The sequence below is a fragment of the Rhizobium sp. RSm-3 genome (assembly GCF_001854685.1).
Classification (GTDB): Bacteria; Pseudomonadota; Alphaproteobacteria; order Rhizobiales; family Rhizobiaceae; genus Rhizobium; species Rhizobium ecuadorense.
In genome coordinates, this window is sequence record NZ_MAWZ01000058.1 from 267105 (window position 1) to 292198 (window position 25094).

The following is a 25094-nucleotide window of genomic DNA, read 5'->3' on the forward strand; positions in this document are numbered from 1 at the left end:
ATGAGCAAACGGGCTCCCGTCATTGCCGTCCTTTTGACCGAAAAGACCCGCCGCATGATGCTGGACGATGCGGCGACCGCCCGGTTGAACGGCCTCGGCGAGGTGCGCTGGCCGGCCGGCGCCACGATCGACGCTGCCGATGTCGACCGGCTGCTGCAAGGCGCCACGGCCTGCCTCACCGGATGGGGTACGCCGCCCTTCGATCCCGTCCTGCGTCAGCGGCATCCGCGCCTTTCTCTCGTGGCTCATTCAGCAGGCAGCATCCGCACGCTCGTTCCGGCGCGCCTGTTCGATGACGGCCTTCGCGTCAGCCACGCCGCCTCGAAAATTGCGGCCTCGGTTGCCGAGTTCGTCGTCGCCGAAGCGCTTCTCGCGATGCGCGGCATTCACCGGCTGCATCATCAATTGCGTGGCGGCGGTGAATGGCTCGACGTCCGCGCTGCCGTGCCGCAAAGATTGCTCGGCGCCAGAACGGTCGGCATCGTCGGCGCCGGATATGTCGGGCGGGCAGTCATGCGCCTGCTCGTGCCATTCGGCTGCCGCGTGCTTGTTGTCGATCCCTATCTCAATGACAGCGAGGCCGCAGCACTCGGCGTCGTCAGGACAGGACTGGACGACGCACTGGCGCAAAGCGATGTAATTTCCCTGCATGCGCCCGTCCTGGCCGAAACGCGCCGCATGATCGGCACCCAGGAGTTGGCGCTGCTTCGCCCCGGCGCATTGTTCATCAACACCGCACGGGCCGAGCTGGTCGACGAAGCCGCATTGCTTGCCGAGATCCGGTCCGGCCGTATCGAGGCGGCTCTCGATGTCTTCGACAGTGAACCGCTGCCTCAGGACAGTCCGTTCCGCGATCCCGGGCTCACCAATGTCACTATTTCGCCGCATGCCGCCGGCCACACCGAAGAGGCGCATTTTGCCCAGGGGCAGGCCATGGTGGACGAGATCGGCCGGCTGCTGCGCGAAGAACCGCTCCATCACGAAGTGTCGCGTGCCATGCTGGAGCGGATGGCATGAATACGGGCAGAAGCATTGGAGGTTCCGTGACGGCGCCGCGCATCAGAATTGTCGAGATCGATGCCTTCGAGCGCGATATCAGCCTGCGCCTGCCATTCCGCTTCGGTGCGGCAACGCTCGAAAAGGCGCCGCAGGCCTTCCTCAGAGTGCGCGTCGAGGATGGACAGGGGAAAACCGCTATCGGTGCTGCCGCCGAAATGATGGTGCCGAAATGGTTCGACAAAAATCCCGCGCTGACGCCGGCGCAGAATGTCGATCAACTGCGCGGCTCGATCCGCGCCGCGGCCGCTGCGTCGTTCGAAGCGCCCACCCCGACGACATTGTTTGCCGCCGCCAGGCTGAACGAGATGGAAACCGCCCGCCGCCTGCCTGGAAATCCGTTGGCCGTCGGTTTCGGCCCTTCGCTGATCGCCCGTGCCGCGCTGGATGCCTATTGCCGTCTCGCCGGAATTTCCTTCTTCGATGCGGTGCGTGGCAATCTCGTCGGCATCGGCGGTTCGATGTTGCCCGGCGATATCAATGCGGATGCGGCGTCAGCTGTGCTCGCCGGCCTTCGCCCCGCCGGTTCTATTGCAGCCCGGCATACGATCGGGCTTCTCGATCCGATCGCCGAGAGCGAGATCGTCGATCCCGTCGGAGACGGCCTGCCGCAGAGCCTCGAGGCCGTGATCGCGCGCTATGGCAACCGTTGGTTCAAGATCAAGCTTTCGGGCGCGGTCGATGCCGATATTGACAGGCTGTCGCGGATCGCCGCGGTATTGGACCGTCTGCCAGACTACCGGGTGACGGTTGATGGCAACGAACAATTCGCCGCCGCCGCCGAGTTTGCCGCTCTGCTGGCGCGGATCGCGGCCATGCCGCGGCTGGCGCGGCTACGCGCGGCCATTGCCTTCGTCGAACAGCCGTTCTCGCGCGCGATCACCATGCAGACGCCGCTCGGGGATCTGGCGACGCAATTGCCCTTCCTGATCGATGAGAGCGACGATGGCGACGAGGCTTTCGCCGACGCCCGCGAGCTCGGCTATACCGGCGTCTCCTCGAAAACCTGCAAGGGCATTTACCGCTCGCTCCTCAAGGCGATCCGCATCAGGACGACAGGCGTGTCGGGATTGTTCCTCTCCGGTGAGGATCTGACCTGCCAGGCCGGGCTTGCCGTGCAGCAGGATCTGGCGCTGGTCTCGCTTCTCGGCCTCTCCCATGTCGAGCGCAATGGCCATCACTATGTGGCCGGCATGCAGGGCGCGCCGCAGGTGGAGAAAGCGCGCTTTGCCGCCGCCCATCCCGATCTCTACGAGCAGGGGCGGGACGGGCCGCTCCTGTCGATCCGCGACGGCCGGATCGCCATCGCTTCGCTCGGGGCCGTCGGCTACGCGAGCGGGGCTTTGCCCGATTTCGGATCGATGAAGCCATTGTCGTGAGAGCTGCCAACATTCCGCGTGGATAGCAGTGTTGCTCTGTTGAACTGTTCGATCTGATCACCGAGGCATGTCGTCGATCACCCCGTTCCACCAATGGAAATGTCTTCCGGCAGAGTATCACGCTCTTTCCGAACCATTTTTGTAGCTCCTGATTGGGTGCAGGACGCGCAGGCGGCTTGAGGCCGCCTGCGGGGGAACACGTCCCGCGGTCTTGTTCCCGTGGGGGAGGGAGCACGACCGAAGAGGTTGCCGTCACCGGCTGCTGACGGGAGGGCAGCAAAGATCATCTCTGACCGTGCCCCCGCCGTGATTGCTCGGGGTGGAAGGCGATCGCCGCGTGATCGTTGGATGCATTCGGCTTGTCACCAGCGGTTTCCTCAGCCAGCCCGATCCGGCGCAGCAACCCTATGAGGAGCTGTTCGAGATCGTCGACGAAGGTGAAGATGACGGGGATGACGATGAGGCTCAGCAGCGTCGACATCACCACGCCGCCGATCACGACGATCGCCATCGGTTGGCGGAAGCTCGAATCGCCGCCCATCAGGCTGAGCGCGGCCGGCAGCATGCCTGAGGCCATGGCGATGGTGGTCATGACGATCGGCCGAGCCCGTTTGTGGCAGGCATCCACCAGGGCGTCGAACCTGGCCATGCCCTGCTGGCGCGACATGATCGCATATTCGATGAGCAGGATGGAGTTCTTCGTCACGACGCCCATCAGCATGAGCAGGCCGATGACGACAGGCATGGAGAAGCTCGTTCCGGTCAGCACGAGCGGCACCAACGCGCCGCCGAGCGAGAGCGGCAGAGCCATCAGAAGGGTCAGCGGCTGCAGGAAATCGTGGAAGAGCACGACGAGAACCGCGTAGATGCAGAAGACGCCGATCGCCATTGCCAGCGCAAAGCTCTGGAACAGTTCCGAGCTGCGCTGAAGTTCGCCCTGGCTGACCAGGGTGATGCCCGACGGCAGATGCCGGAGCGCCGGCAGCGCTTGCGCCTCGCGGTTGACGTCGCCGAGGATGCGGCCGTTGAGTTCGACGGACAGGGTGACGTTGCGCATCCGATCGATGCGGTCGATTTCAGACGGGCTGCCGCCGATCCTGACATCGGCGATCGATCCGAGATCGACGTTGCCGTTGGTTCCCGCCACCCGCATGTTCTTGATATCGTCCAGATTGGTGCGCGCCTCAGGCGAGAAGCGGACGACGATGGGAATCTGCCGCTGCGGCAGGTTGAGCTTCGGCAGATCGGAGGAATATTCCCCGTTCGTCGCCACGCGCACGGCCTCGGCGATGGCGCTCGACGTGACCCCGAGCGCGGCGCTGCGCGCAAAGTCGGGTGTGATCTGGATCTCGGGCGCCTGTCGGGCCGCGGTCGACGTCACCGCTCCGATGCCCTGCAGCGAGCGGAGCTGTTCCTCAAGCGCCGTGCTTGCGCTGTCGAGCACGTTGGCATCGTCACTTGCGAGTGTGATCTCGAGCTTCGTGCCATTGCCGCCGCCGCCGACCTCCACGCGCACGCCCGGGAGGACGGAGAGCGCCTGCCGGATGTCGTTTTCGATTTCCGATTGCTTGCGGTCGCGCTCGTCGATGGGCGGCAGCACGGCCACGATCGTCGCCGATCCGACATCGCTCGTAGTGCTGGCGTCGGGGCCGCCGCCCGAGGAGGTCGAACCGACGGCCGAGAAGACATGCCTGACGTCGGGAAGCTTGCCGATAATATCCGCGGCCTTCCTGGCCGTGGCATCCGTCTGCTCGATGGTGGCGCCCGGCTGCATGGTGAGGGTGATCTGGGTCCGTGCATCGTCGGAAGCGGGCAGGAAGCCCGATTTCAACAGGGGGATGGTCGAAAGCGAGAGCGCCACGACGACGGCGGTGACGGCCGCGGTCGTCTTTCTGCGGTTCATGGCGGCCTTCACGATTGATATATAGGCGCGCATGATCCGGCCATCCTTCTCCTCGGTCGGATGGGCTTTCATGAAATAGGCGGCCATCATCGGCGTCAGCAAGCGCGCGACCACGAGCGAGGCAAGCACGGCGACAGCGGCGGTGATGCCGAACTGGCGGAATATGAGGCCCGGTATGCCGCTCATGAAGGCCGTCGGCAGGAAGACCGAGACCAGCGTGAAGGTGGTCGCGATGACGGCAAGTCCGATCTCGTTGGCTGCTTCGAGGGCGGCGTCGAGCGGCCGCTTGCCCATCTGCAGGTGGCGGGCGATGTTCTCGATCTCGACGATGGCATCGTCGACGAGGATGCCGACCACCAGCGACAGCGCAAGCAGCGTGACGATGTTCAGGCTGAAGCCGGCGAAATACATCACAAGGAAGGTCGGTATGACGGACAGAGGCAGCGCCACGGCCGACAGGATCGTCGCCCGCCAGTCCCGGAGGAAGAGCCAGACGACGATGATCGCCAGGATCGCGCCTTCGTAGAGCATATGCATCGAACCATCGTAATTGCCGATGATCGGTCCGATCGTGCTGTAAGCCTCGTCGATCTGAGCATTGGAATGCTTGGCTGCGAACGCCTTGATCGCCTGGTCGACGGCGGCGGCAACACCGCTGTCGGAAAAGCCGTTCGAGCGCTTGATCTCGACCGCGATCACCGGCTTGCCGTCGAGATAGGCCATCGAGGAGCGTTCGGCGAAGCTGTCGGTGATGGATGCGACGTCGTCGAGGCGAACCTGCTGGCCGTTTGCCAGCGGGATTTTCAGCCCCTTCAGCGCCTCGACCGACGGCAGGGCGCCGAGCGTGCGCAAGGTCTGGCGGGTGCCGCCGATTTCGCCGAGGCCGCCAGACGTATCCGTCTGCACGGCCTTCAGCTGCGACGATACGGTGGCCGCGTTGACGCCCAGCGACGCCATCGTCGAGGGGTCGAGATCCACATGAACCTCGCGGTCGATCCCGCCGATGCGGTTGACCTGCCCGACACCGGGCACCGACAGCAGCGCCTTGGTCAGGTCATTGTCGGCAAACCAGGAAAGTTCCGTCTCGTTGAGAGCGGTCGAGCGGACGGCATAGGTGACCAGCGGGGAACTCTGTACGGTGACCTTGCTGACGCTGGGTGTTTCCATCTGCGCCGGCAGGTCGCCCTTGACGCTGTCGACGGCATTGCGGACTTCGTTCAGGGCCGTTTCGCTGTCTTTTTCCAGCTTGAAGGACACCTTGATCGAAACGCTGCCGTCCGTGATCGTCGTGGTGATATGGTCGAGATAGCTGAGTGCTGCAAGACTATCCTCGATCTTGCGGGCGACCTCGGTTTCGAGCTGTGCCGGGGCGGCGCCCTCGAGCGTAGCGGTGACGTTGATGGTGGGAAGGTCCATATCGGGGAAGTTCTGGATCGGCAGCTGCTTGAAGGCCAGGAGGCCGCCGACGGTCAGCATCACAAACAGCAGTATCGCCGGTACGGGATTGCGGATCGACCAGGCTGAGAAGTTCATCAGCTTTTCTCCGCAATCTTCACGAGGTCGTTGTCCGACAGGAATGCGCCGCCCGTGGTCACCACTTTCGACGAGCGGTCGATGCCGGAGACGATTTCCACTTCGCCATTGTTGCGGCGGCCCGTTTCCACCCGGACCCTTTGCACCCGCTGATCCTCGCCTGAAGTGAAGAGGTAGCTGATGCCGTCCCGGAACACGATCGCGGTCTCGGGAACGGTCAGCGCCGGAGAGGTCTGCAGTTCGATGTTGCCGGTGACGTAAAGGCCGGTGCGCGGACGCACGTCCGCGGGAAGCGCGACATAGACGATTGCCCGGCTGGTATCGGTGCTGACCGAAGGCCCGACAAGCCTCACCTTGCCGTCGATGACCTTGCCGTCCGGCCCGTTGATCCTCACGCTCAAGCCTTCCGAAATGCGCAGGAGATAGCGCGCCGAAATCTCGGCCTGCCATTCGACACGCTGCTGGCGGACCATGCGGAACAGCTCGGTGCCGGCGGAGACGACGGCGCCGAGATCGGCGGAACGGGAGGTTATGAGGCCGTCGTCGACGGCCGTGATCGTGGTCTGCGCAAGCTTGATCTTTTCGCTGTCGAGTGCGGCCTCTTCGGATGCAAGGCTTGCCGTCGCCGTCTGCTCGTCGGCCAGATATTCGACGATCTTCTCGTCGGACAGCGCGCCGGAAGGACGCAACTGCCGCGCCCGGTCGGCATTGGCCTTGGCCTTCGAAAGACTTGCCTTGGCGTTCTCGACGGCGGCCTCCTGCTTGCGGAGATCGGCGAGTACGCTTTCCTGGGAAAGCCGGACGAGCGTCTGTCCCTTCGTGACCACGGAGCCGACGTCGACCAGGATGTCGGTTATCCTCAGGCCGCTCGTTTCGGAGGCGATGATTGCTTCCTGCCAGGGCTTCAGCCAGCCGCTCGCGGGAACGGTCTCCGGCCAGTCCCGCTGCGCCGGCGCCGTCAGAGAGACTGTCAGAGCGGTTGCAGCGGCCTGTTCCGCCATGGCAAAATTAGCGGGGGAAACTAGCGCTGCCGCAACAAGCGCCGCGGTAAGTATTCTGGAGGGTTTTCTCAACAAAGCATTCCTTGTGGTCAAAGGCATCGGTGCCTTTGCGATCCGCGCGAACGCGACGAAGGACTGCCGCTCATGTCGAGGCGGCCGGTCCTGGCGCGTCCATGTCATGGCAGGATAAGTAACGGGGCGAACGTTAAGCGCGGTCAAGTTAGTGTTAAGTTAGGTAAAACTTGGCGGCGTGAGCATGGTTGTGCTGTATGGCCGGCCCGGATTCGAGCATGATGCCGAAAAATGTGAGCGGTTTTCTCATGACATCATGCTCTAACTCTTAATCTAGAACAGGAATCAGATTTTAGGCCGGCCCGGTCTAAAATCATCCTGTTCTAATGACGGATAATGCGAATGAACAAGGTTCTCCTCATCGATGACGATGCCGAGCTGACGACGCTTCTGCAGGAATATCTGGTCGAGGAAGGATATGATGTCGTCACGGATACGGACGGCCGCGCCGCTATTGCCGCGGCTGCCGGCAATACGGTCGATATCATCGTGCTCGACATCATGATGCCCCGCATGAACGGCATCGAGGTCCTGCAGAGGATCAGGAAGCTGAGCCAGGTCCCCGTGTTGATGCTGACGGCAAGAGGCGATGACGTGGACAGGATATCGGGCCTCAATCTCGGCGCCGACGACTATGTGCCGAAACCCTGCTCGCCGGGCGAACTGGCGGCGAGGCTGCGCGCCATTCTGCGCCGCGCGGGCCAGCCGGCGGCGGGTGTGTCGACCGATACGATCAGGGCAGGGCAGCTCGTGATCCATTCCGGCAGCAGAAGCGCCGAATGGCGCGGCGAGACCCTGGAGCTGACCGGCACCGAATTCAGCCTGCTCGAGGTTCTCGCCCGCAGTGCCGGCCAACTGGTGTCGAAGCAGGAGATTTCGAAGCGGGCCTTCGGCAAGCCGCTCACGCCGTTCGACCGCCGCATCGACGTCCATATCAGCAGTGTTCGCCAGAAGCTCGGGCTGCGGGAGGACGGGCAATCCTGGATCCAGTCCGTTCGCGGCCAGGGCTATCAACTTCTCGTGGACTGACCATGCCCCGGCTTTTCTGGAAATTCTTCAGGATCATCTGGCTGACGCTGGCGGCAAGCCTCGCCGTCATTATCCTTATCGTCAAACTCCTTCAGGCGGTTCCCTTCGCAAGCGAGCTGGAGCAGGAGCGGCGCACCCTTGTGTTGAACCTGACAGCAAACATTCTGGTCGCGGACGGCGAAGCCGCCGCCGCGCGTTTCGTGACCACGAGCGAAAAGACACAGCCGCTCGGCCTCACCCTGGCGAAGCCTGCGGAGGCCGACGCCTGCGCTGAGAAGAACACGATCACCACCCGGTCCGTGTCGAAGGATGGGATCTGCTATCGGCTTTCCGTGTCGGCTCCGGCCGGTTCCACCTTCGACAATCTTGGCCCATTCCTACCATGGTTCACCATCCTGGTTGCGAGCACGATCGCGGCGGGCGCGCTCGCCCGATACCTCATTCGCCCCGTCGTGCATCTGCGTGACGGCCTGAGCGCGCTTGCCCATGGCCGCTTCGACTTCCGCATCGGCGATAAAATGGCCGGGCGAAAGGATGAAGTCACGGCACTTGCCTATGATTTCGATGCGAGCGCCGCCCGGCTTCAGGAACTTCAGGATGCGCAGCAGAGGCTGTTCCATGACGTCTCCCACGAGCTGCGTTCACCCTTGTCCCGCCTGCAGGCGGCCGTCGGCGTGCTCCGGCAGAACCCGGCCAAACTCGCTGCCATGCTGGACCGCATGGACCGTGAGGTCGAACGGCTCGATACGCTGGTGGGTGAGGTTCTGACCCTTGCCAGGCTGACGGCGGGATCCAGCCTGCCGCTGAAGACGCAGACCCTCGACGTCATCGAACTCCTCAACGAAATCCTCGGCGACGCGGCGTTCGAAGCCCAGGCGCGGGAGGTCTCGATCACGACGGGCGTCGACGGCATCTTCCGTGCCGAGGTGGAAGGCGAATTGATCTATAGGGCGCTCGAAAACGTCGTCCGCAACGCCGTCAAACATACGGCGGAGCATTCGCAAATATCGGTTTCCTGCGAGGCGATGGCCGACCGTCTGACGATCGGCGTCGCGGATCAGGGACCAGGCGTGGGGCGGGACGAACTCGAACGGATCTTCCAGCCGTTCTCACGCGGAAAGGACGCCGTGCCGAGAGGCGGGTACGGCCTCGGTCTCGCCATCACCCGGCAGGCGATCGAACGCCATGGCGGGCGCGTGCATGCGTCATTGCCGGATGCCGGCGGCCTGGCGATCACCCTGGAGCTTCCGAGGAGGCCGACGCCCTATGGTGCGGCCGGTGGAGAAACCTGATCCCGACCTCTGCAGGGGCGGGCCGGACTTTACCTAACTTTACAGTTTCTTAACCGCCATTAACGCTGGCGCCGCTAAGCCTGAACGCATGATCCCGGTTCAGAAGGCTCGCCCGTGAATACGTCGCTTCGCACAAGATTATCGTTCCTCCGTTACGCCGCATCCGGATTCACACTGCTGCTCGCAGGCTGCGTCAGCGGTCCGGATCACGTTCCCCCGCAAATGCCGCTTCCCGCCAAATTCGAAGAAGGGGGCAGCAAGAGCAATGGCAATGTCGTGACAGCGGAGTGGTGGACGGCCTATCGCGACAAGCGGCTCGATGGCCTGGTGGCGCATGGCCTCAGCGAGAACCTCGATGTGCTGCAGGCGCTCGAAAGCATCAACTCGGCTGCGGCCAACGTCACGGTCGCTGGCGCCGGCGGCCTGCCGAGCCTGACTGTCGGCGCGTCGCACACATTGTCCGGCGAGAAAGGCAAGCTCCGCACGACGGTCGGCACCACCAACACATCAGGCGGCGACGCCAGCCTTTCCTGGCTGCTCGACTTTTTCGGCCAGTATCGCCGCTCCAGGGAGAGCGCGATCGCCTCGCTTGGGGCCGCCTATGCGACGGCCGACAATGCCAAGCTCACTTTCCTCAAGGACCTCGTCGAGAGCTATATCGACGCCCGCTATTATCAGGAGCGCATCGCTCTGTCGCAGGCGAGTTTGAAATCCCGCCAGCAGACTTACGAACTGACGCAGCTGCAGCTGAAAGCCGGTGCGGCCTCCCGCCTCGACGTCGTGCAGGCCGAAGGCCTGGTGCAATCGACAAAGTCCGACATTCCCGGCCTCGAAAAGAGCTTCACGGAATCGGCTCATCACATCGCCACGCTCATCGGGATGCCGGCGTCTGCGCTGATGGGTGAGCTGCAGAAGAGTGCGGGCCAGCCGGTGTTCCGCGGCGATCTTCGCGCCGGCATTCCGGCCGATCTGATCCGCAACCGTCCCGATATCCGCAAGGCCGAGCGCGAGCTGGCGGCGGCCGTTGCCAATATCGGCGCCGCCGAAGCCCAGCTTTATCCGTCGATCTCGCTTTCCGGCTCGATCTCGCCGAGCTGGGTCAAATCGTCGGGCGCCAGCGGCGCAAGCCTGACCAGCTGGTCTTTCGGCCCGTCCCTCAGCCTGCCGATCTTCGATGGCGGTACATTGCGGGCGAATGTCGATATCGAAAAATCCGACGCGAAGACCCAGTATCTTGCCTGGAAAGCGGCGGTGCTGAACGGCGTCGAAGAGGTCGAAAACGCCCTGACGGCCGTTCGTCGCGACACACAGACGCTGGAGCCGCTGCGCCGGCAGGTAGAGACGGCGCAGGAATCGCTGGCGCTTTCGACGACAAGCTACAGGGATGGCGCTTCGTCGCTGCTCGATATCCTCGACGCGCAGCGTACGGTCTCCGATGCTGAGGCGAGCCTTGCCGCCACCGTGCAGCAGGTCGCCAAGGACTATGTCGACCTCTATGTCGCCATCGGTGCCGGTTACCTCGAGCCGGAGCAGGTCGCCTCCAAGCCAACCGCAAAGTCGGGCTGATTGACCTATCGTCCGGCGCTCGCCAGAATGCGGAGCGCGAGCTTCAAATGCGGCAGGTCGAGCATGTGACCGTCCAGCTGGATGACGCCGGCGGCGGGGCTGGCCGCAAAGGCGGCCGCGACTTTCTCGGCCCAGGCGATTTCCGATGCATCCGGCGTGAAGGTCTGATTGATCACTTCGACCTGACTTGGATGGATGGCCATCATGCCGGAAAAGCCGTCGCGCCGGCCGCGGCCGGCATAGGCCCTCAGACCGATCAGATCGCGGAAATCCGGATAGACGGTTTCGATGGCCGGAACGGTAGCGGCCTGCGCCCCGAACAGGGTGAGCGAGCGGGCAAGCTCGTAAGGCGGCGTATAACGGCCGTCCGTCCTGCGCGCGGTCGAAGCCCCGATCGCAGCCGGCAGATCCTCGGCACCCCAGGTCAGCCCGCAGAGATGGGCCGAAACCTGCCGGTAGCTGCCGATCTCGAAGATCGCGGACGGCGTTTCCGTCGCGATCGGCAGAATGGGAATGGCAGAGGCGAGAGAGGCTGCAAGCGTCAGCACGGAAGCCGCGCCCTCGGCTTTCGGCAGCACGATCGCGAAAGGGTGAAGGCCGCTCAGAGCGGCAAGGTCGTCCTCGAATTCAGGAGAGGTGAGGGGATTAATGCGGATTAGGAGAGCGGTTTCGTTGGAATGGCTTAGGGCGAATTCGTGCACACTCGCGCGCGCGATTGGTTTATTCACAGGCGAAACCGAATCTTCCAGATCGAGAATGACGGCATCGGCGCCCGAGGCGAGCGCTTTTTCGAAACGTTCCGGCCGGTCGCCGGGCACGAAGAGCAGGGAGCGCAGCCTCATGACGGCTTCACCTTCAGCATGGCGGTGCGCAGGCACTGGCAGACTATCTCGTCGCGCTGGTTCAGCGTGATATGACGAAACGTGACGATGCCGGCATCGGGGCGGGAGTTCGAGCGGCGCAGCTCCGTCACCTCGGTTTCCACCCGCAGCGTATCGCCGATGAAGACCGGTTTCGGCATCGTCACCTTGTCATAACCGAGATTGGCGACGAGCGTGCCGAGCGTGGTGTCGCCGACCGAAAGGCCGACGGTCAGCGCGAAGGTGAAAGTGCCGTTGACGACGATCCGGCCGAACTCGGTGCCGGCCGCATATTCGGCATCGAGATGCAGCGGCTGCGGATTGTGGGAGAGCGTCGTAAAGAGCAGGTTGTCGGTCTCGGTGACCGTGCGGCGGATGTCGTGGGCGATCCGGTCGCCGATTGCCCATTCGTCGAAATAGCGGCCGACCATCACTCCTCTCCCTTCATGACGGTGACGACGAGCTGGTTTTCGGAGACCCTGACACCGGGAGCGACTTGTAGTTTGCCGACGATGCCGTCGAAGGGCGCCCGCAGCGTATGCTCCATCTTCATCGCTTCGACCGTCAGCAGACGGTCCCCCTTGGCTACCCGATCGCCTTCGGCGATATCCACCGAAATGACGAGGCCCGGCATGGGTGAAAGAATTGCGCCGTCGCCCACGCCGTGATCTGCTTCAACCTCGCCCGCATGGGGCAACCCGATCGACCAGGCATTGCCCGCATCGAAAAGCACCGTCGCCTCGTCCATCCCGACGGCATTCGCTTCGAGTTCGGTGCGGGCGCGTCCCCAATAGATATGACCGTCGATGCGCACACGTACGCGGCTATCGCTTGGCCCAGCGATGCGGAAGCCTGTCAGCGCAGACCACGGATCGCCATCCACGTCCTTCGACAGTGCCGTGGCTGCTTTGTCGATGACGGTTTCATCAGGTTCGCTGGCCACGAGGCTTTCGCCGTGGCGGTCGAGGAAACCGGTATCGATCCGGGCCGCGCGAAAATCCGGGTCAGTGGCGACGCGGGTCAGAAGACCGGCATTGGATCTGACCGGCCAGACCTCGATGCCGGCACAGGCGACGGCGAGCTTCGAGAGGGCAGCCTCGCGGTTTTGCCCATGCGCGATGATCTTGGCGATCATCGGGTCGTAGAAGGCGGTGATCTCATCACCCTCAACGACGCCGCTGTCGACGCGGACGGTCTTCGGTAGCTTGAGATGGTCGAGCCGGCCGGTCGAGGGCAAGTAGCCGGCTGCGGGGTTTTCGGCATAGAGCCGGGCTTCGAAGGCCCAGCCGTTCATGGCGATCTCATCCTGGCTTTTCGGCAGCGGCTCGCCGCTCGCGACCTTCAACTGCCATAGCACCAGATCCTCGCCTGTGATTGCCTCGGTGACAGGGTGTTCGACCTGCAGGCGCGTATTCATTTCCATGAACCAGATGCGGTCGGGATGCAGCCCATGGGACGCATCGGCGATGAATTCGATCGTGCCGGCGCCGACATAATCCACCGCTCTCGCGGCCTTCACCGCGGCATCGCAGATCGCAGCGCGGGTGGCGGTATCAAGCCCGGGGGCAGGAGCCTCCTCGATGACCTTCTGGTGGCGGCGCTGCAGCGAACAATCGCGTTCGAAGAGATGAACGCAATTGCCTGATTTGTCGGCGAAGATCTGCACCTCGATATGGCGCGGATTGGCGATATAACGTTCGATCAGAACGCGGTCATCGCCGAAGGAGGCAGTTGCCTCGCGGCGACAAGAGGCGAGAAGCTCGGCGAAATCCTGCGCGTGGTCGACGCGGCGCATGCCCTTGCCGCCGCCGCCGGCAACGGCCTTGATCAGCACGGGATAGCCGATCGTATCGGCCTCGGCCGCAAGCCTTGCTTCGCTCTGGTCCGGCCCGAGATAACCGGGGGTGACGGGCACGCCCGCCGCCTGCATCAATTCCTTGGCGGCGTCCTTCAGCCCCATGGCGCGGATGGCGGCCGGCGGCGCGCCGACCCAGATCAGACCGGCCCTTTCCACCGTTTCGGCAAAATCGGCATTTTCCGACAGGAAACCGTAGCCGGGATGGATGGCGGCAGCACCTGACTTGCGGGCAGCCTCCAGGATGCGTTCCTGCGAGAGATAGCTGTCGCGCGCCGGGGGCGGGCCGATGGCGATTGCCTCGTCGGATTCCCTGACGAAGGGCAGGCCGGCATCGGCCTCGGAATAGACGGCGATGGTGCGGATGCCGAGCGTCTTTGCCGTGCGGATGATGCGGCGTGCGATTTCGCCCCTGTTGGCGATGAGAAGACTTTCCATCATAGCGCGCCTCACATCCTGAACAGGCCGAAGCGCGGCCCTTTCGGGATTGGCGCATTCAGGCAGGCGGAAAAGGCAAGGCCCAGCGCATCCCGCGTCTGGCGCGGGTCGATGATGCCGTCGTCCCAGAGGCGGGCGGTGGCATAATAGGGATTGCCCTCGGCCTCGTAGCCGGCGCGGATCGGCGCCTTGAAGGCCTCTTCCGCGTCGGCCGGCCAATCCTCGCCGCGCGCCTCCATCGCGTCGCGCCGGATGGTGGCGAGCACAGAAGCCGCCTGTTCGCCGCCCATGACGCTGATGCGGCTGTTCGGCCAGGTGAACAGGAAGCGCGGGCGATAGGCGCGCCCGCACATGCCGTAATTGCCGGCGCCGAAGCTGCCGCCGATGATGACGGTGACTTTCGGCACGGTGGCGGTCGCCACCGCCGTCACCAGCTTTGCCCCATCCTTGGCGATGCCGCCGGCCTCGTAGCGGCCGCCGACCATGAAGCCGGAAATGTTTTGCAGGAAGAGCAGCGGCACGCGGCGCTGGCAGGCGAGCTCGATGAAATGCGCGCCCTTCAACGCGCTTTCGGAAAAGAGCACGCCGTTATTGGCGATGACGGCGACGGGCATGCCCCAGATGCGGGCGAAGCCGCAGACGAGCGTCGAACCGTAGAGCGGCTTGAACTCATGCAGTTCCGAGCCGTCGACGATGCGGCCGATCACCTCGCGCACATCATAGGGCGAGCGCACGTCCTCGGGAATGATGCCGTGAAGGTCCTCGACGTCGAGCTTCGGGGGACGCGGAGGCTGAATGTCGATATCGACCGATTTGACGCTGTTGAGGCTGGCGACGATATCGCGCACCAGCAGCAGCGCATGTTCGTCGTTTTCGGCGACATGGTCGACGACGCCGGAGCGGCGGCCATGGGTTTCGGCGCCGCCGAGCTCTTCGGCCGAGATGATTTCGCCGGTTGCGGCTTTGACCAGCGGCGGGCCGGCCAGAAAGATCGTGCCCTGATTGCGCACGATGACCGTTTCGTCGGACATGGCGGGCACGTAGGCGCCGCCGGCCGTGCAGCTTCCCATGACGCAGGCGATCTGCGGAATGCCTTCGGCCGACATCTGCGCCTGGTTGTAGAAGATCGCGCCGAAATGGTCGCGGTCGGGAAAGACCTCGGCCTGGTGCGGCAGATTGGCGCCGCCGCTGTCAACCAGATAGAGGCAGGGCAGCCGGTTCTGCAGGGCGATTTCCTGCGCCCTCAGATGTTTCTTCACCGTCAGGGGGTAATAGGCGCCGCCCTTCACGGTCGCGTCATTGGCGACGATCATCACCTCGCGACCGGATACGCGGCCGATGCCAGCGATGATGCCGGCGCCCGGCGCCTCGTCGCCATACATGCCGTTGGCGGCCAGCGTGCCGATCTCAAGGAAAGGGCTGCCGGCATCGAGAAGCAGCTGGATGCGGTCACGCGGCAGAAGCTTGCCCTTGGCCGTGTGGCGCTCGCGCGCCGCTTGCGATCCGCCCTCGCGCGTTTTCGCCGAACGGGTGCGGAGTTCGTCGATCAGGGCTCTGTTCTTGCCGGCATTGGCCTTGTAGCTGTCGCTCTCGCGGTCGATCGCAGTCGAAATCACCGTCATGACGCGATGAGCTCCCGGCCGATCAGATAGCGGCGAATCTCATTGGTGCCGGCGCCGATATCGTAGAGCTTGGCGTCGCGCAGGAAACGCTCGACCGGCCATTCCTTGGTATAGCCGGCGCCGCCGAGCGCCTGGATCGCTTCCAGCGAGACCTTCACGGCGTTCTCGCTGGCAAAAAGGATCGCGGCGGCCGCGTCGGTGCGGGTGGCGCGGCCGGCATCGCAGGCGCGGGCGACGGAATAGACATAGGCGCGCGCCGAATTCAGCGCGACATACATGTCGGCGATCTTTGCCTGCATCAGCTGGAAATCGCCGATCGGTTTGCCGAACTGCCTGCGATCGCGCACATAGGACAGCACGACGTCGAGGCATGCCTGCATGATGCCGAGCGGACCGCCGGCAAGCACGGCGCGTTCGTAATCGAGGCCGGACATCAGGATCTTCACGCCTTCCCCCTCCCGGCCCATCAGCGCCTCGGCCGGCACCTCGCAATCCTCAAAGACCAGTTCGGCCGTGTCGCTGCCGCGCATGCCGAGCTTGGAGAGCTTTTTCGAGACGCTGAAGCCGGGCATGCCTTTTTCGATGATGAGCGCGGAAATGCCTTTCGCGCCGGCGGCGGGATCGGTCTTGGCATAGACGACGAGCACGTCGGCATGCGGCGCATTGGTGATCCAGAATTTGGTGCCGTTCAGGAGATAGCGGCCGCCCTTTTTCTCGGCCCGCAGGCGCATGGATACGACATCGGAACCGGCGCCGGCCTCGGACATGGCAAGCGAGCCGACATGCTCGCCGGAGATCAGCTTCGGCAGATGGCGGTGTTTCTGCTCCGGCGAGGCCCAGCGGCGGATCTGGTTGACGCAGAGATTGGAGTGGGCGCCGTAGCTCAAGCCCACCGAGGCCGAAGCGCGTGAAACTTCCTCCATGGCGACGACATGCTCGAGGTAACCGAGACCCGCGCCACCGAATTCCTCCTCGACGGTGATGCCATGCAGGCCGAGCGCGCCCATCCGGGGCCAGAGCTGGCGCGGAAACGTGTTGCTTTCGTCGATCTCCGCAGCCAGCGGAGTAATATGATCGGCCGCAAACCGCGCCGTCGTTTCACGGATCGCGTCCGCGGTGTCGCCGAGCGAAAAATCAAACATGGCACTCCTCCCGCTGAAATATGTAGCGCGGGTTGCGGCAGGTTCAAAGTGTCTCTGATTTGGATGCGGGTGAGAGCCTTCGATCGAAGCGGTGCCGGTTTCTGGAAAATATGGAATATATGGAAACAAAGCCGGAGATTATATCATGCGACATTTCACGACAGGGGATCTCAACAAGCAGGTCGGCGACGTCACCGATGCTGCAAGCCGGGAACCGATCGTTCTCACTCGACATAACAAGCCGCGTTTCGTGCTGATGAGCTATGAACATTACGAGCGCATGCGCAGCGGCATGGATCCGCGTCGTGCCCATCAAATCTCGGAGATGCCAAGTTGTTCGGCGAGGCGATCGAGCGGCTGGCGAAGGGTGAAGGCTACGGCGATGAGCCATGAGTTTCGCCCCGGGGACGTGGTGTCACTCATGGTAGATTGAGTCGCATCAAGAGATTCTTGGTCGCTTCAGCAAATCCTTCGTGATGAAGATTGCCGCGACGTTCGCAGAAGCGCGAAGCCAGTCGGGTCGCGTCAAGCGGTTCGACTGACTTAGCTTCGATTTTCCGCTTCCTCCCGCCGGAAAACCTCCGGGCTCTTGCCCATCCATTTCCGGAAAGCCCGGAAGAAGGCGCTGGGTTCGGAATAGCCAAGCTGCACGGCGATCTCGCCGATGGTGTTCGATGTGCTCAGCAGCAGTTCGACGGCAAGGTCGCGGCGGATGTCGTCCTTGATGGCCGCATAGCTTTGCCCCTCATCGTGCAGACGGTGGCGGAGCGTCGAGGGCGGCATGCGCATATCGGCGGCGAGCTTGGCGAAGTTCGTCCAGGCATTGGGCGTTGCAAGGTTCAAGCGCCGGCGGACGGCGGCGGCGATGCCGGCATCGTAACGGTAGCGCACCAGAATATTGGCGGGCGCGCCGCGCAGGAATTGTTTCAGCGCCTGCTCGCTGCGTGATATCGGCAGGTCGAGCAGGGCGCTGTCGAAGCCGAGCCGGCTGATGGCTTGAGAAAACCGCACGGGTGCCCCGAAGAATAGCTGGTAGTCGGCGCCTTGGCGGGGCTCGGCGCAGCGGAAATCGACGAGCTTGATCGGGATGCGCCGGCCGACCAGCCAGCAAATGATGCCATGCAGGATGATCCAGTAGGTGCGGTAGGCGAAGGCCGAACGCGGATCGCGGGCATCGCGGAGTTCGATCTCCGCAAGGCCCTCGCGGACGACGAGCTGCCCTCGGGGATCGTCGAGGACGACATCGAGGAAGCGCAGCGCCCGGCGTAGCGCGTGACCGAGCGTCGGCGCATGCAGCACGCAATGGCAAAGCAGGGTGAAGCTGCCGCTGCGCATCGGCCGTGCGCCCATGCCGAAGAATTCGTCGTCGAGCTCGGCAGCGATCGCTAGCCAAAGCGCGCCATAGGTCTCCGCCGAAACCGGCTGGTCGATGACAGGCGGAAGCTTGACGCGGGCAAGGATCGGCGCCGTCGGCTTGCCCAACCGCCGCAGGCTGTCGAGTGCCTCCTCCACGAAACCCGGCGCGATCATGCGTCGCTCGATCTCGGCCATATCAATCCCCGCTATGGCAAAACTGGCCGAGATAATGGAGCAGTTCTGTCATCGCTTGCAATAGGTGGAGCGCATAGAATCGCGGCTGCCGGTTGTGCCTGGAGGACGGCGCGGCGGCGGGAGGAACAGGTTCATGCTAATCCCGGGTGCAAGTTTCATCGTCACCGGCGGCGGCTCCGGGCTCGGCGCGGCAACGGCGCGCGCGCTGGTCGAGGCGGGCGGGCGCGTGACGATCGCCGATCTCAATCCGCAGGCGGGCGAAGAGATTGCCCGGCAATACGGGCGCGATGTCCGCTTCGTCCAGGCGGATGTCACCGATGGCGAAGCGGGAGCTGCCGTCGTTGCCGCAGCGGTGGAAGCTTTCGGCAGCCTGCGCGGGCTGGTCAATTGCGCCGGCGTGGCGCCGGCTGAAAAGGTGATCGGCCGCGACGGGCCGCATCGGCTGGAGAGTTTTGCCCGCACCATCGGCATCAATCTCATCGGCACGTTCAACATGATCCGGCTTGCTGCCGCCGCCATCCAGAATGCGGAGGCGGATGCGGAAGGTGAACGCGGCGTCATCGTCAATACGGCTTCGGTCGCTGCTTTCGACGGACAGATCGGCCAGGCGGCCTATGCCGCCTCCAAGGGCGGCGTGGCGGCGATGACCTTGCCTGTGGCCCGCGAGCTTGCCCGCTACGGCATCCGCGTCGTGTCGATCGCGCCCGGCATTTTCGAGACGCCGATGATGGCTGACATGCCGGCCGAGGTGCGGGAAGCGCTCGGCAAGAGCGTACCCTTTCCACCGCGGCTCGGCCGGCCGGCGGAATTTGCCGGGCTGGTGCGCCATATCTTTGAAAACAACATGTTGAACGGCGAGGTCATTCGCCTCGACGGCGCATTGCGGATGGGCGCGCGGTGAGCGTCGCCCGAGGAGGAAAAATGGTTTTGCAGGATCCCATCGTCATCACCGGTGCGGCGCGCACCCCGATCGGCAGCTTTCAGGGAGAGCTGAAGGCGGCGGCGGCACCCGAGCTCGGAGCAGCGGCGATCCGCGCAGCCCTTGAACGCAGCCGCGTCGAGAGGGAGGCAATCGAGGAAGTGGTCTTCGGCTGCGTACTGCCGGCAGGGCAGGGGCAGGCGCCGGCACGTCAGGCGGCGATCCATGCCGGCCTGCCCTTCGCGACAGCGGCAAGCACAGTCAACAAGATGTGCGGCTCCGGCATGAAGGCTGTCATGATGGCGCATGACCTGATTGCCGCCGGCAGTGGCTCGATAGCCGTTGCAGGCGGCATGGAAAGCATGACGAATGCGCCCTATCTCCTTGATCGAGCCCGTGCCGGCTACAGGCTCGGCCATGGGCGGGTCGTGGATCACATGTTCCTCGACGGGCTGGAGGATGCTTATGACAAGGGACGCTTGATGGGCAGCTTCGCGGAGGATTGCGCCGAGGCCTATCAATTCACGCGCGAGGCGCAGGATGATTACGCCATCGCCTCGCTGACGCGGGCGCAGAAGGCGATCACGGACGGTTGTTTCGACAGCGAGATCGTGCCGGTCACGGTGAAATCGGGCAAATCAGAGCAGGTGGCGAGCCGCGACGAACAGCCTGAAAAGGCCAGGCTCGACAAGATTCCGACGCTGAAACCCGCTTTCCGCGACGGCGGTACGGTGACGGCCGCCAATTCCAGCTCGATCTCCGACGGCGCGGCAGCGCTGGTGCTGATGCGCCGTTCCGAGGCCGAGCATCGCGGCCTGACGCCGCTCGCCACCATCCTCGGCCATGCCACCCATTCGCAGGCGCCTAATCTTTTCGCCACCGCGCCGATCGGCGCACTGCAGAAGCTCTCCGATCGGACCGGCCTGGCGCTTTCGGATGTCGACCTCTTCGAAATCAACGAGGCCTTCGCTGTCGTCGCCATGGCGGCGATGCGCGATCTCGACCTGCCGCATGAAAAGGTGAACGTGCATGGCGGCGCCTGCGCGCTCGGCCATCCGATCGGCGCGTCGGGCGCCCGGATCCTGGTGACATTGCTTTCGGCGCTGGAGCGCTACGGCCTGAAACGCGGCATGGCAGCACTCTGCATCGGCGGCGGCGAAGCGACGGCCGTCGCCATCGAGCGGCACTAGGGGAGGAAAACAGATGATCCTTTCCGACCTTCAGCAGCAGATCGCCGATCTCGCCCGCGACTTTGCCCGCGACCGCTTGGCGCCGGGGGCGGCCAAGCGCGATCGGGAGCATCTCTTCCCGCGCGAGGAATTGAAGGAAATGGGCGAGCTCGGTCTGCTCGGCATGCTGGTGCCGGAGGCCTATGGCGGCTCGGATACCGGTGTCACCGCCTATGCCGCCGCCCTGGAAGAGATTGCCGCCGGCGACGGGCCGTGTTCGACGATCATGAGCGTGCACTCCTCCGTCGGCTGCGTACCGATCCTGAAATTCGGTACGGAAGAACAGCGGCAGCGCTTCCTGCCGAAACTAGCAAGCGGCGAATGGATCGGCGGCTTCGCGCTCACCGAGCCACAGGCGGGTTCCGATGCCTCGAACCTGAAAACCCGGGCGCGCCGCGACGGCGACCACTACGTGATCGACGGCGCCAAGCAGTTCATCACCTCGGGAAAGAACGGCAATGTCATCATCGTCTTTGCCGTCACCGATCCTGACGCTGGCAAGAAGGGTATCACCGCTTTCATCGTGCCGACGGACACGCCGGGCTACGAGGTGATCCGCGTCGAGGAAAAGCTCGGGCTGCATTCCACCGATACCTGCCAGATCGCCTTCAACGCCATGCGCATTTCTGCGGATTTGAGATTGGGTGCGGAAGGCGAAGGCTATCGCATCGCGCTTGCCAATCTCGAGGGCGGGCGGATCGGCATCGCCGCACAGGCTGTCGGCATGGCGCGGGCGGCTTTCGAGGCGGCGCGCGATTACGCCAAGGAGCGCACGGCCTTCGGCAAGCCGATTTTCGAGCATCAGGCCGTCGCCTTCCGCCTTGCCGATATGGCGGTGCGAATCGAGGCGGCCCGCCAGCTCGTATTTCATGCCGCCGCTTTGAGAGAGGCCGGACTGCCGTGTCTGTCGGAAGCCTCGATGGCAAAGCTTTTTGCCTCCGAAATGGCGGAGCGCGTCTGCTCCGATGCGATCCAGATCCATGGCGGTTACGGCTACATGGCCGATTATCCGGTCGAGCGCATCTATCGCGATGTGCGCATCTGCCAGATCTATGAGGGAACGAGTGACGTGCAGCGCATGGTGATCGCCCGCAATCTATAAGAATCATATCCGGCCCGCTCCCGGGGAGAGGGGTGTGGCCGGCAAAGGGAGGAAAGAAAAATATGGTGGATTCCGCTCGTTTGAGCCTGCACGTCCCCGAACCCGCCGTCCGTCCGGGCGGTCAGCCTGATTTCTCCAACGTCAAGATCGCCAAGGCCGGCGCCGTGCCGCGGCCGGAGGTGGATGTCGCTTCGGAGGACATCCGCGATCTCGCCTATTCGATCATCCGCGTCTTGAACCGTGATGGCGAGGCGGTCGGCCCCTGGGCGGGGTCGCTCTCCGACGAGCAACTGCTGACCGGGCTGCGCAACATGATGAAGCTGCGCGCTTTCGACGCCCGCATGCTGATGGCGCAGCGCCAGGGCAAGACCTCCTTCTACATGCAGCATCTCGGCGAAGAAGCCGTCAGCTGCGCCTTCCGCAAGGCGCTCAATAAGGGAGACATGAACTTTCCGACCTATCGCCAGGCGGGCCTTTTGATCGCCGACGACTATCCGATGGTCGAGATGATGAACCAGATCTACTCGAATGAGAGTGATCCCTTGCGCGGCCGGCAGCTGCCGATCATGTATTCCTCCAAGGAGCACGGCTTCTTCACGATATCAGGTAATCTCGCCACCCAATATGTGCAGGCCGTCGGCTGGGCGATGGCCTCGGCGATCAAGAACGACAGCCGCATCGCCGCCGCCTGGATCGGCGACGGATCGACGGCGGAATCGGATTTCCACTCCGCACTCGTCTTCGCCTCGACCTATAAGGCGCCTGTCATTCTCAACATCGTCAACAATCAATGGGCGATCTCCACCTTCCAGGGCATTGCCCGCGGCGGCTCCGGCACTTTTGCCGCCCGCGGCCTCGGCTTTGGCATTCCGGCGCTCAGGGTCGACGGAAACGACTATCTCGCCGTGCACGCCGTCGCCCGCTGGGCGGCCGAGCGGGCGCGGCGCAATCTCGGCCCGACGCTGATCGAATATGTCACCTATCGCGTCGGCGCCCATTCGACCTCCGACGATCCGAGCGCCTATCGGCCGAAGACGGAATCGGAGGCCTGGCCGCTCGGCGACCCTGTGTTGCGGCTGAAGAAACACCTGATCGTCAAGGGCGCATGGTCGGAGGAGCGGCACGTGCAGGCGGAAGCCGAAATCATGGATGAGGTGATCGAGGCCCAGCGCCAGGCCGAGACGCACGGCACCTTGCATGCGGGCGGTAAGCCTTCGGTGCGCGATATTTTCGAGGGCGTCTATGCCGAGATGCCGGCGCATATCCGCCGTCAGCGGCAGAAGGCGGGGTACTGACATGGCCAGAATGACGATGATCGAGGCGGTGCGCAGCGCCATGGACGTCTCGATGGCGAAGGACGACAATGTCGTGGTTTTCGGCGAGGATGTCGGTTACTTCGGCGGCGTCTTCCGCAGCACACAGGGCCTGCAGGCGAAATATGGCAGGACACGCTGCTTCGACACGCCGATCAGCGAATCCGGCATCGTCGGCACGGCGATCGGCATGGCGGCCTATGGGCTGAAGCCCTGTGTCGAAATCCAGTTCGCCGATTACATGTATCCGGCCTATGACCAGCTGACACAGGAGGCGGCGCGTATCCGCTACCGCTCCAACGGCGATTTCACCTGCCCGATCGTCGTGCGCATGCCCACAGGCGGCGGCATCTTCGGCGGCCAGACGCACAGCCAGAGCCCGGAAGCGCTCTTCACCCATGTCTGCGGGCTGAAGGTGATTGTTCCCTCCAATCCTTACGACGCCAAGGGCCTGCTGATCGCGGCGATCGAGGATCCCGACCCGGTGATGTTCCTGGAGCCGAAGCGGCTTTATAACGGTCCCTTCGACGGCCATCACGAGCGGCCGGTCACACCCTGGTCGAAACATGCTCTGGGAGAGGTGCCCGACGGCCACTACACCATCCCGATCGGCAAGGCCGAACTGCGGCGCGAGGGGTCGGCGGTGACCGTCGTCGCCTACGGCACCATGGTGCATGTGGCGCTTGCCGCGGCCGAGGATGCCGGCATCGACGCCGAGGTGATCGATTTGAGAAGCCTGCTGCCGCTCGATCTCGATACGATCGTCAAATCGGTCTCCAAGACGGGACGCTGCGTCGTCGTCCATGAGGCGACCCTGACGTCGGGCTTCGGTGCCGAGGTCGTGTCGCTGGTGCAGGAACATTGCTTCTATCATCTCGAAGCGCCGGTTGTGCGCGTCGCCGGCTGGGACACGCCCTATCCGCATGCGCAGGAGTGGGACTACTTCCCCGGTCCCGGCCGGGTCGGGCGGGCGCTTGCCGAAGTCATGGAGGCCTGAGCCGTGGGCGAATTCATCATCAAGATGCCGGATGTCGGGGAAGGGGTCGCCGAGGCCGAGTTGGTGGAATGGCACGTGAAGGCGGGAGATCCGGTCCGCGAGGACATGGTGATCGCCGCCGTCATGACCGACAAGGCAACGGTTGAAATTCCCTCTCCTGTCGACGGCACCGTTATCTGGCTCGCCGGCGAGGTCGGAGACCGTATCGCGGTCAAGGCGCCGCTGGTGCGGATCGAGACGGCGGGCGATGTCGGCGAGGCTCAGCCCGTGCAGATCTCGCAGGCGCCGGTTGCGGAAACGACGAAAGTCGAGACTGCGAAGCCTGCCGCGGCAGCGCCGACTTTCACGGCTGCACCGGCCGAAAAGCCGCTCGCCGCGCCTTCCGTGCGGCTCTTCGCCAGGGAAAGCGGCGTCGATCTCCGGCAAGTGCAGGCGACGGGACCGGCCGGGCGCGTCCTGCGCGAGGATGTCGAGCAGTTTCTGTCTCAGGGAGCAGCGCCCGCAACGGTAAAGAATGGTCTCGCCAGGAAGACGGCGACCGAAGAGATCAAGCTCACCGGCCTGCGCCGCCGCATCGCCGAGAAGATGGTGCTGTCCACCTCGCGCATTCCCCACATCACCTATGTGGAGGAAGTCGATATGACGGCGCTCGAGGAACTGCGCGCCACCATGAACGGCGACCGCCGGCTGGATCATCCGAAGCTGACGGTTCTGCCCTTCCTGATGCGGGCGCTGGTCAAGGCGATTGCCGAGCAGCCCGACGTCAACGCCACCTTCGACGACGATGCCGGCATCATCACCCGTCACAGCGCCGTGCATATCGGCATCGCCACCCAGACGCCGGCCGGTTTGACCGTGCCGGTGGTACGGCATGCGGAGGCGCGCGGCATCTGGGATTGCGCGACGGAGATGAGCCGGCTGGCGGACGCGGCGCGCGCGGGCACGGCGACGCGCGACGAGCTTTTGGGTTCGACCATCACCATCAGCTCGCTGGGCGCTCTCGGCGGCATCGTCTCGACGCCCGTCATCAATCATCCCGAAGTGGCGATCATCGGCGTCAACAAGATCGCCACGCGGCCGGTCTGGGACGGCGCGCAGTTCGTGCCGCGCAAGATGATGAACCTCTCCTCCAGCTTCGATCATCGCATCATCGACGGCTGGGACGCGGCGACCTTCGTGCAGCGCATCCGCACGCTGCTCGAAACGCCGGCGCTCATTTTCATCGAAGGCTGAGC

The 25094-nt window shown here is 64.0% G+C and carries 19 protein-coding genes and 1 pseudogene; 12 read left to right on the forward strand and 8 right to left on the reverse strand.

Translation table 11 applies throughout. From position 1 onward, the window contains the following. Complete coding sequence (locus BBJ66_RS30005) at positions 1-1017, forward strand: hydroxyacid dehydrogenase (RefSeq protein ID WP_071092627.1); 1017 nt, start codon at positions 1-3, stop codon at positions 1015-1017. After that, positions 1014-2435 carry a mandelate racemase gene (locus BBJ66_RS30010; protein ID WP_071092628.1) on the forward strand — a complete coding sequence of 474 codons (1422 nt, stop codon included), beginning with the start codon at positions 1014-1016 and terminating at the stop codon, positions 2433-2435. The genes BBJ66_RS30005 and BBJ66_RS30010 overlap by 4 nt, the downstream gene beginning before the upstream one ends. A 283-nt stretch (positions 2436-2718) precedes the next feature. On the opposite strand, the gene BBJ66_RS30015 is transcribed toward BBJ66_RS30010, so the two are convergent. After that, positions 2719-5871: an efflux RND transporter permease subunit gene (locus BBJ66_RS30015; protein ID WP_071092630.1), complete on the reverse strand. Its 3153-nt coding sequence runs from the start codon at positions 5869-5871 to the stop codon at positions 2719-2721. Beyond that, the gene (locus BBJ66_RS30020) at positions 5871-6971 is read right to left on the reverse strand and encodes an efflux RND transporter periplasmic adaptor subunit (RefSeq protein ID WP_190238052.1); all 1101 of its coding nucleotides are present in this window, start codon (positions 6969-6971) and stop codon (positions 5871-5873) included. The genes BBJ66_RS30015 and BBJ66_RS30020 overlap by 1 nt, the downstream gene beginning before the upstream one ends. 315 nt (positions 6972-7286) lie before the next feature. On the opposite strand from BBJ66_RS30020, the gene BBJ66_RS30025 reads away from it, so the two are divergent. The 3 genes from BBJ66_RS30025 to BBJ66_RS30035 all read left to right on the forward strand — a co-directional run bounded on the left by BBJ66_RS30025 (position 7287) and on the right by BBJ66_RS30035 (position 10831). Next, positions 7287-7973: a response regulator gene (locus BBJ66_RS30025; protein ID WP_071092635.1), complete on the forward strand. Its 687-nt coding sequence runs from the start codon at positions 7287-7289 to the stop codon at positions 7971-7973. Positions 7974-7975: 2 nt separating this feature from the next. Further along, the gene (locus tag BBJ66_RS30030; RefSeq protein ID WP_071092636.1) at positions 7976-9265 is read left to right on the forward strand and encodes a HAMP domain-containing sensor histidine kinase; all 1290 of its coding nucleotides are present in this window, start codon (positions 7976-7978) and stop codon (positions 9263-9265) included. A 114-nt stretch (positions 9266-9379) separates the two neighbouring features. Further along, positions 9380-10831, forward strand: a complete 1452-nt coding sequence (locus BBJ66_RS30035; RefSeq protein WP_071092638.1) for an efflux transporter outer membrane subunit — start codon at positions 9380-9382, stop codon at positions 10829-10831. Positions 10832-10836: 5 nt separating this feature from the next. Here BBJ66_RS30035 and BBJ66_RS30040 read toward each other — a convergent pair whose 3' ends face one another. From BBJ66_RS30040 to BBJ66_RS30060, 5 genes are read right to left on the reverse strand one after another with little or no spacing between them, the layout of a single operon-like run. Continuing rightward, the gene (locus BBJ66_RS30040) at positions 10837-11673 is read right to left on the reverse strand and encodes an HpcH/HpaI aldolase/citrate lyase family protein (RefSeq protein WP_071092640.1); all 837 of its coding nucleotides are present in this window, start codon (positions 11671-11673) and stop codon (positions 10837-10839) included. Next, entirely contained in the window at positions 11670-12122 is a 453-nt protein-coding gene (locus BBJ66_RS30045; protein ID WP_071092642.1) for a MaoC family dehydratase, read from the reverse strand. The genes BBJ66_RS30040 and BBJ66_RS30045 overlap by 4 nt, the downstream gene beginning before the upstream one ends. Then, positions 12122-13987, reverse strand: coding sequence for an acetyl/propionyl/methylcrotonyl-CoA carboxylase subunit alpha (locus BBJ66_RS30050; RefSeq protein ID WP_071092644.1), 1866 nt, complete (start codon positions 13985-13987; stop codon positions 12122-12124). The genes BBJ66_RS30045 and BBJ66_RS30050 overlap by 1 nt, the downstream gene beginning before the upstream one ends. An 8-nt stretch (positions 13988-13995) precedes the next feature. Beyond that, entirely contained in the window at positions 13996-15606 is a 1611-nt protein-coding gene (locus tag BBJ66_RS30055) for a carboxyl transferase domain-containing protein (protein ID WP_071092646.1), read from the reverse strand. Next, positions 15603-16748 (reverse strand): isovaleryl-CoA dehydrogenase, encoded by a 1146-nt coding sequence (locus BBJ66_RS30060; protein WP_071092648.1) that lies wholly within the window; start codon positions 16746-16748, stop codon positions 15603-15605. Before BBJ66_RS30060 ends, BBJ66_RS30055 begins: the two co-directional genes overlap by 4 nt. 145 nt (positions 16749-16893) lie before the next feature. Here BBJ66_RS30060 and BBJ66_RS30065 point away from each other — a divergent pair. Beyond that, positions 16894-17141: pseudogene (locus BBJ66_RS30065) on the forward strand (type II toxin-antitoxin system Phd/YefM family antitoxin). A gap of 150 nt (positions 17142-17291) precedes the next feature. Here BBJ66_RS30065 and BBJ66_RS30070 read toward each other — a convergent pair. Continuing rightward, the gene (locus BBJ66_RS30070; protein ID WP_071092650.1) at positions 17292-18299 is read right to left on the reverse strand and encodes an AraC family transcriptional regulator; all 1008 of its coding nucleotides are present in this window, start codon (positions 18297-18299) and stop codon (positions 17292-17294) included. A gap of 133 nt (positions 18300-18432) precedes the next feature. On the opposite strand from BBJ66_RS30070, the gene BBJ66_RS30075 reads away from it, so the two are divergent. The 6 genes from BBJ66_RS30075 (at position 18433) to BBJ66_RS30100 (ending at position 25092) form a co-directional block, all read left to right on the forward strand. Then, positions 18433-19200, forward strand: a complete 768-nt coding sequence (locus BBJ66_RS30075; protein WP_071092652.1) for an SDR family NAD(P)-dependent oxidoreductase — start codon at positions 18433-18435, stop codon at positions 19198-19200. A gap of 20 nt (positions 19201-19220) precedes the next feature. Further along, on the forward strand, positions 19221-20408 hold the full coding sequence (locus BBJ66_RS30080) for an acetyl-CoA C-acyltransferase (protein ID WP_071092654.1): 1188 nt from the start codon (positions 19221-19223) through the stop codon (positions 20406-20408). 13 nt (positions 20409-20421) lie between these two features. Beyond that, the gene (locus tag BBJ66_RS30085; protein ID WP_071092656.1) at positions 20422-21549 is read left to right on the forward strand and encodes an acyl-CoA dehydrogenase family protein; all 1128 of its coding nucleotides are present in this window, start codon (positions 20422-20424) and stop codon (positions 21547-21549) included. A gap of 62 nt (positions 21550-21611) precedes the next feature. Further along, positions 21612-22844 (forward strand): 3-methyl-2-oxobutanoate dehydrogenase (2-methylpropanoyl-transferring) subunit alpha, encoded by a 1233-nt coding sequence (locus tag BBJ66_RS30090; protein WP_071092658.1) that lies wholly within the window; start codon positions 21612-21614, stop codon positions 22842-22844. 1 nt (position 22845) lies between these two features. Continuing rightward, positions 22846-23859 (forward strand): alpha-ketoacid dehydrogenase subunit beta, encoded by a 1014-nt coding sequence (locus tag BBJ66_RS30095; RefSeq protein WP_071092660.1) that lies wholly within the window; start codon positions 22846-22848, stop codon positions 23857-23859. Between the two features lie 3 nt (positions 23860-23862). Beyond that, complete coding sequence (locus tag BBJ66_RS30100; RefSeq protein ID WP_071092662.1) at positions 23863-25092, forward strand: dihydrolipoamide acetyltransferase family protein; 1230 nt, start codon at positions 23863-23865, stop codon at positions 25090-25092. Positions 25093-25094: the final 2 nt, after the last annotated feature.

What these genes read in the sequence shown, in the direction of transcription:
- BBJ66_RS30005 (WP_071092627.1), top strand. Translation starts at nt 1, where the DNA reads ATGAGCAAACGGGCTCCCGTCATTGCCGTCCTTTTGACCGAAAAGACC.
- BBJ66_RS30010 (WP_071092628.1), top strand. Translation starts at nt 1,014, where the DNA reads ATGAATACGGGCAGAAGCATTGGAGGTTCCGTGACGGCGCCGCGCATC.
- BBJ66_RS30015 (WP_071092630.1), bottom strand. Translation starts at nt 5,871, where the DNA reads ATGAACTTCTCAGCCTGGTCGATCCGCAATCCCGTACCGGCGATACTG.
- BBJ66_RS30020 (WP_190238052.1), bottom strand. Translation starts at nt 6,971, where the DNA reads ATGCCTTTGACCACAAGGAATGCTTTGTTGAGAAAACCCTCCAGAATA.
- BBJ66_RS30025 (WP_071092635.1), top strand. Translation starts at nt 7,287, where the DNA reads ATGAACAAGGTTCTCCTCATCGATGACGATGCCGAGCTGACGACGCTT.
- BBJ66_RS30030 (WP_071092636.1), top strand. Translation starts at nt 7,976, where the DNA reads ATGCCCCGGCTTTTCTGGAAATTCTTCAGGATCATCTGGCTGACGCTG.
- BBJ66_RS30040 (WP_071092640.1), bottom strand. Translation starts at nt 11,673, where the DNA reads ATGAGGCTGCGCTCCCTGCTCTTCGTGCCCGGCGACCGGCCGGAACGT.
- BBJ66_RS30045 (WP_071092642.1), bottom strand. Translation starts at nt 12,122, where the DNA reads ATGGTCGGCCGCTATTTCGACGAATGGGCAATCGGCGACCGGATCGCC.
- BBJ66_RS30050 (WP_071092644.1), bottom strand. Translation starts at nt 13,987, where the DNA reads ATGATGGAAAGTCTTCTCATCGCCAACAGGGGCGAAATCGCACGCCGC.
- BBJ66_RS30055 (WP_071092646.1), bottom strand. Translation starts at nt 15,606, where the DNA reads ATGACGGTGATTTCGACTGCGATCGACCGCGAGAGCGACAGCTACAAG.
- BBJ66_RS30060 (WP_071092648.1), bottom strand. Translation starts at nt 16,748, where the DNA reads ATGTTTGATTTTTCGCTCGGCGACACCGCGGACGCGATCCGTGAAACG.
- BBJ66_RS30070 (WP_071092650.1), bottom strand. Translation starts at nt 18,299, where the DNA reads ATGGCCGAGATCGAGCGACGCATGATCGCGCCGGGTTTCGTGGAGGAG.
- BBJ66_RS30075 (WP_071092652.1), top strand. Translation starts at nt 18,433, where the DNA reads ATGCTAATCCCGGGTGCAAGTTTCATCGTCACCGGCGGCGGCTCCGGG.
- BBJ66_RS30080 (WP_071092654.1), top strand. Translation starts at nt 19,221, where the DNA reads ATGGTTTTGCAGGATCCCATCGTCATCACCGGTGCGGCGCGCACCCCG.
- BBJ66_RS30085 (WP_071092656.1), top strand. Translation starts at nt 20,422, where the DNA reads ATGATCCTTTCCGACCTTCAGCAGCAGATCGCCGATCTCGCCCGCGAC.
- BBJ66_RS30090 (WP_071092658.1), top strand. Translation starts at nt 21,612, where the DNA reads ATGGTGGATTCCGCTCGTTTGAGCCTGCACGTCCCCGAACCCGCCGTC.
- BBJ66_RS30095 (WP_071092660.1), top strand. Translation starts at nt 22,846, where the DNA reads ATGGCCAGAATGACGATGATCGAGGCGGTGCGCAGCGCCATGGACGTC.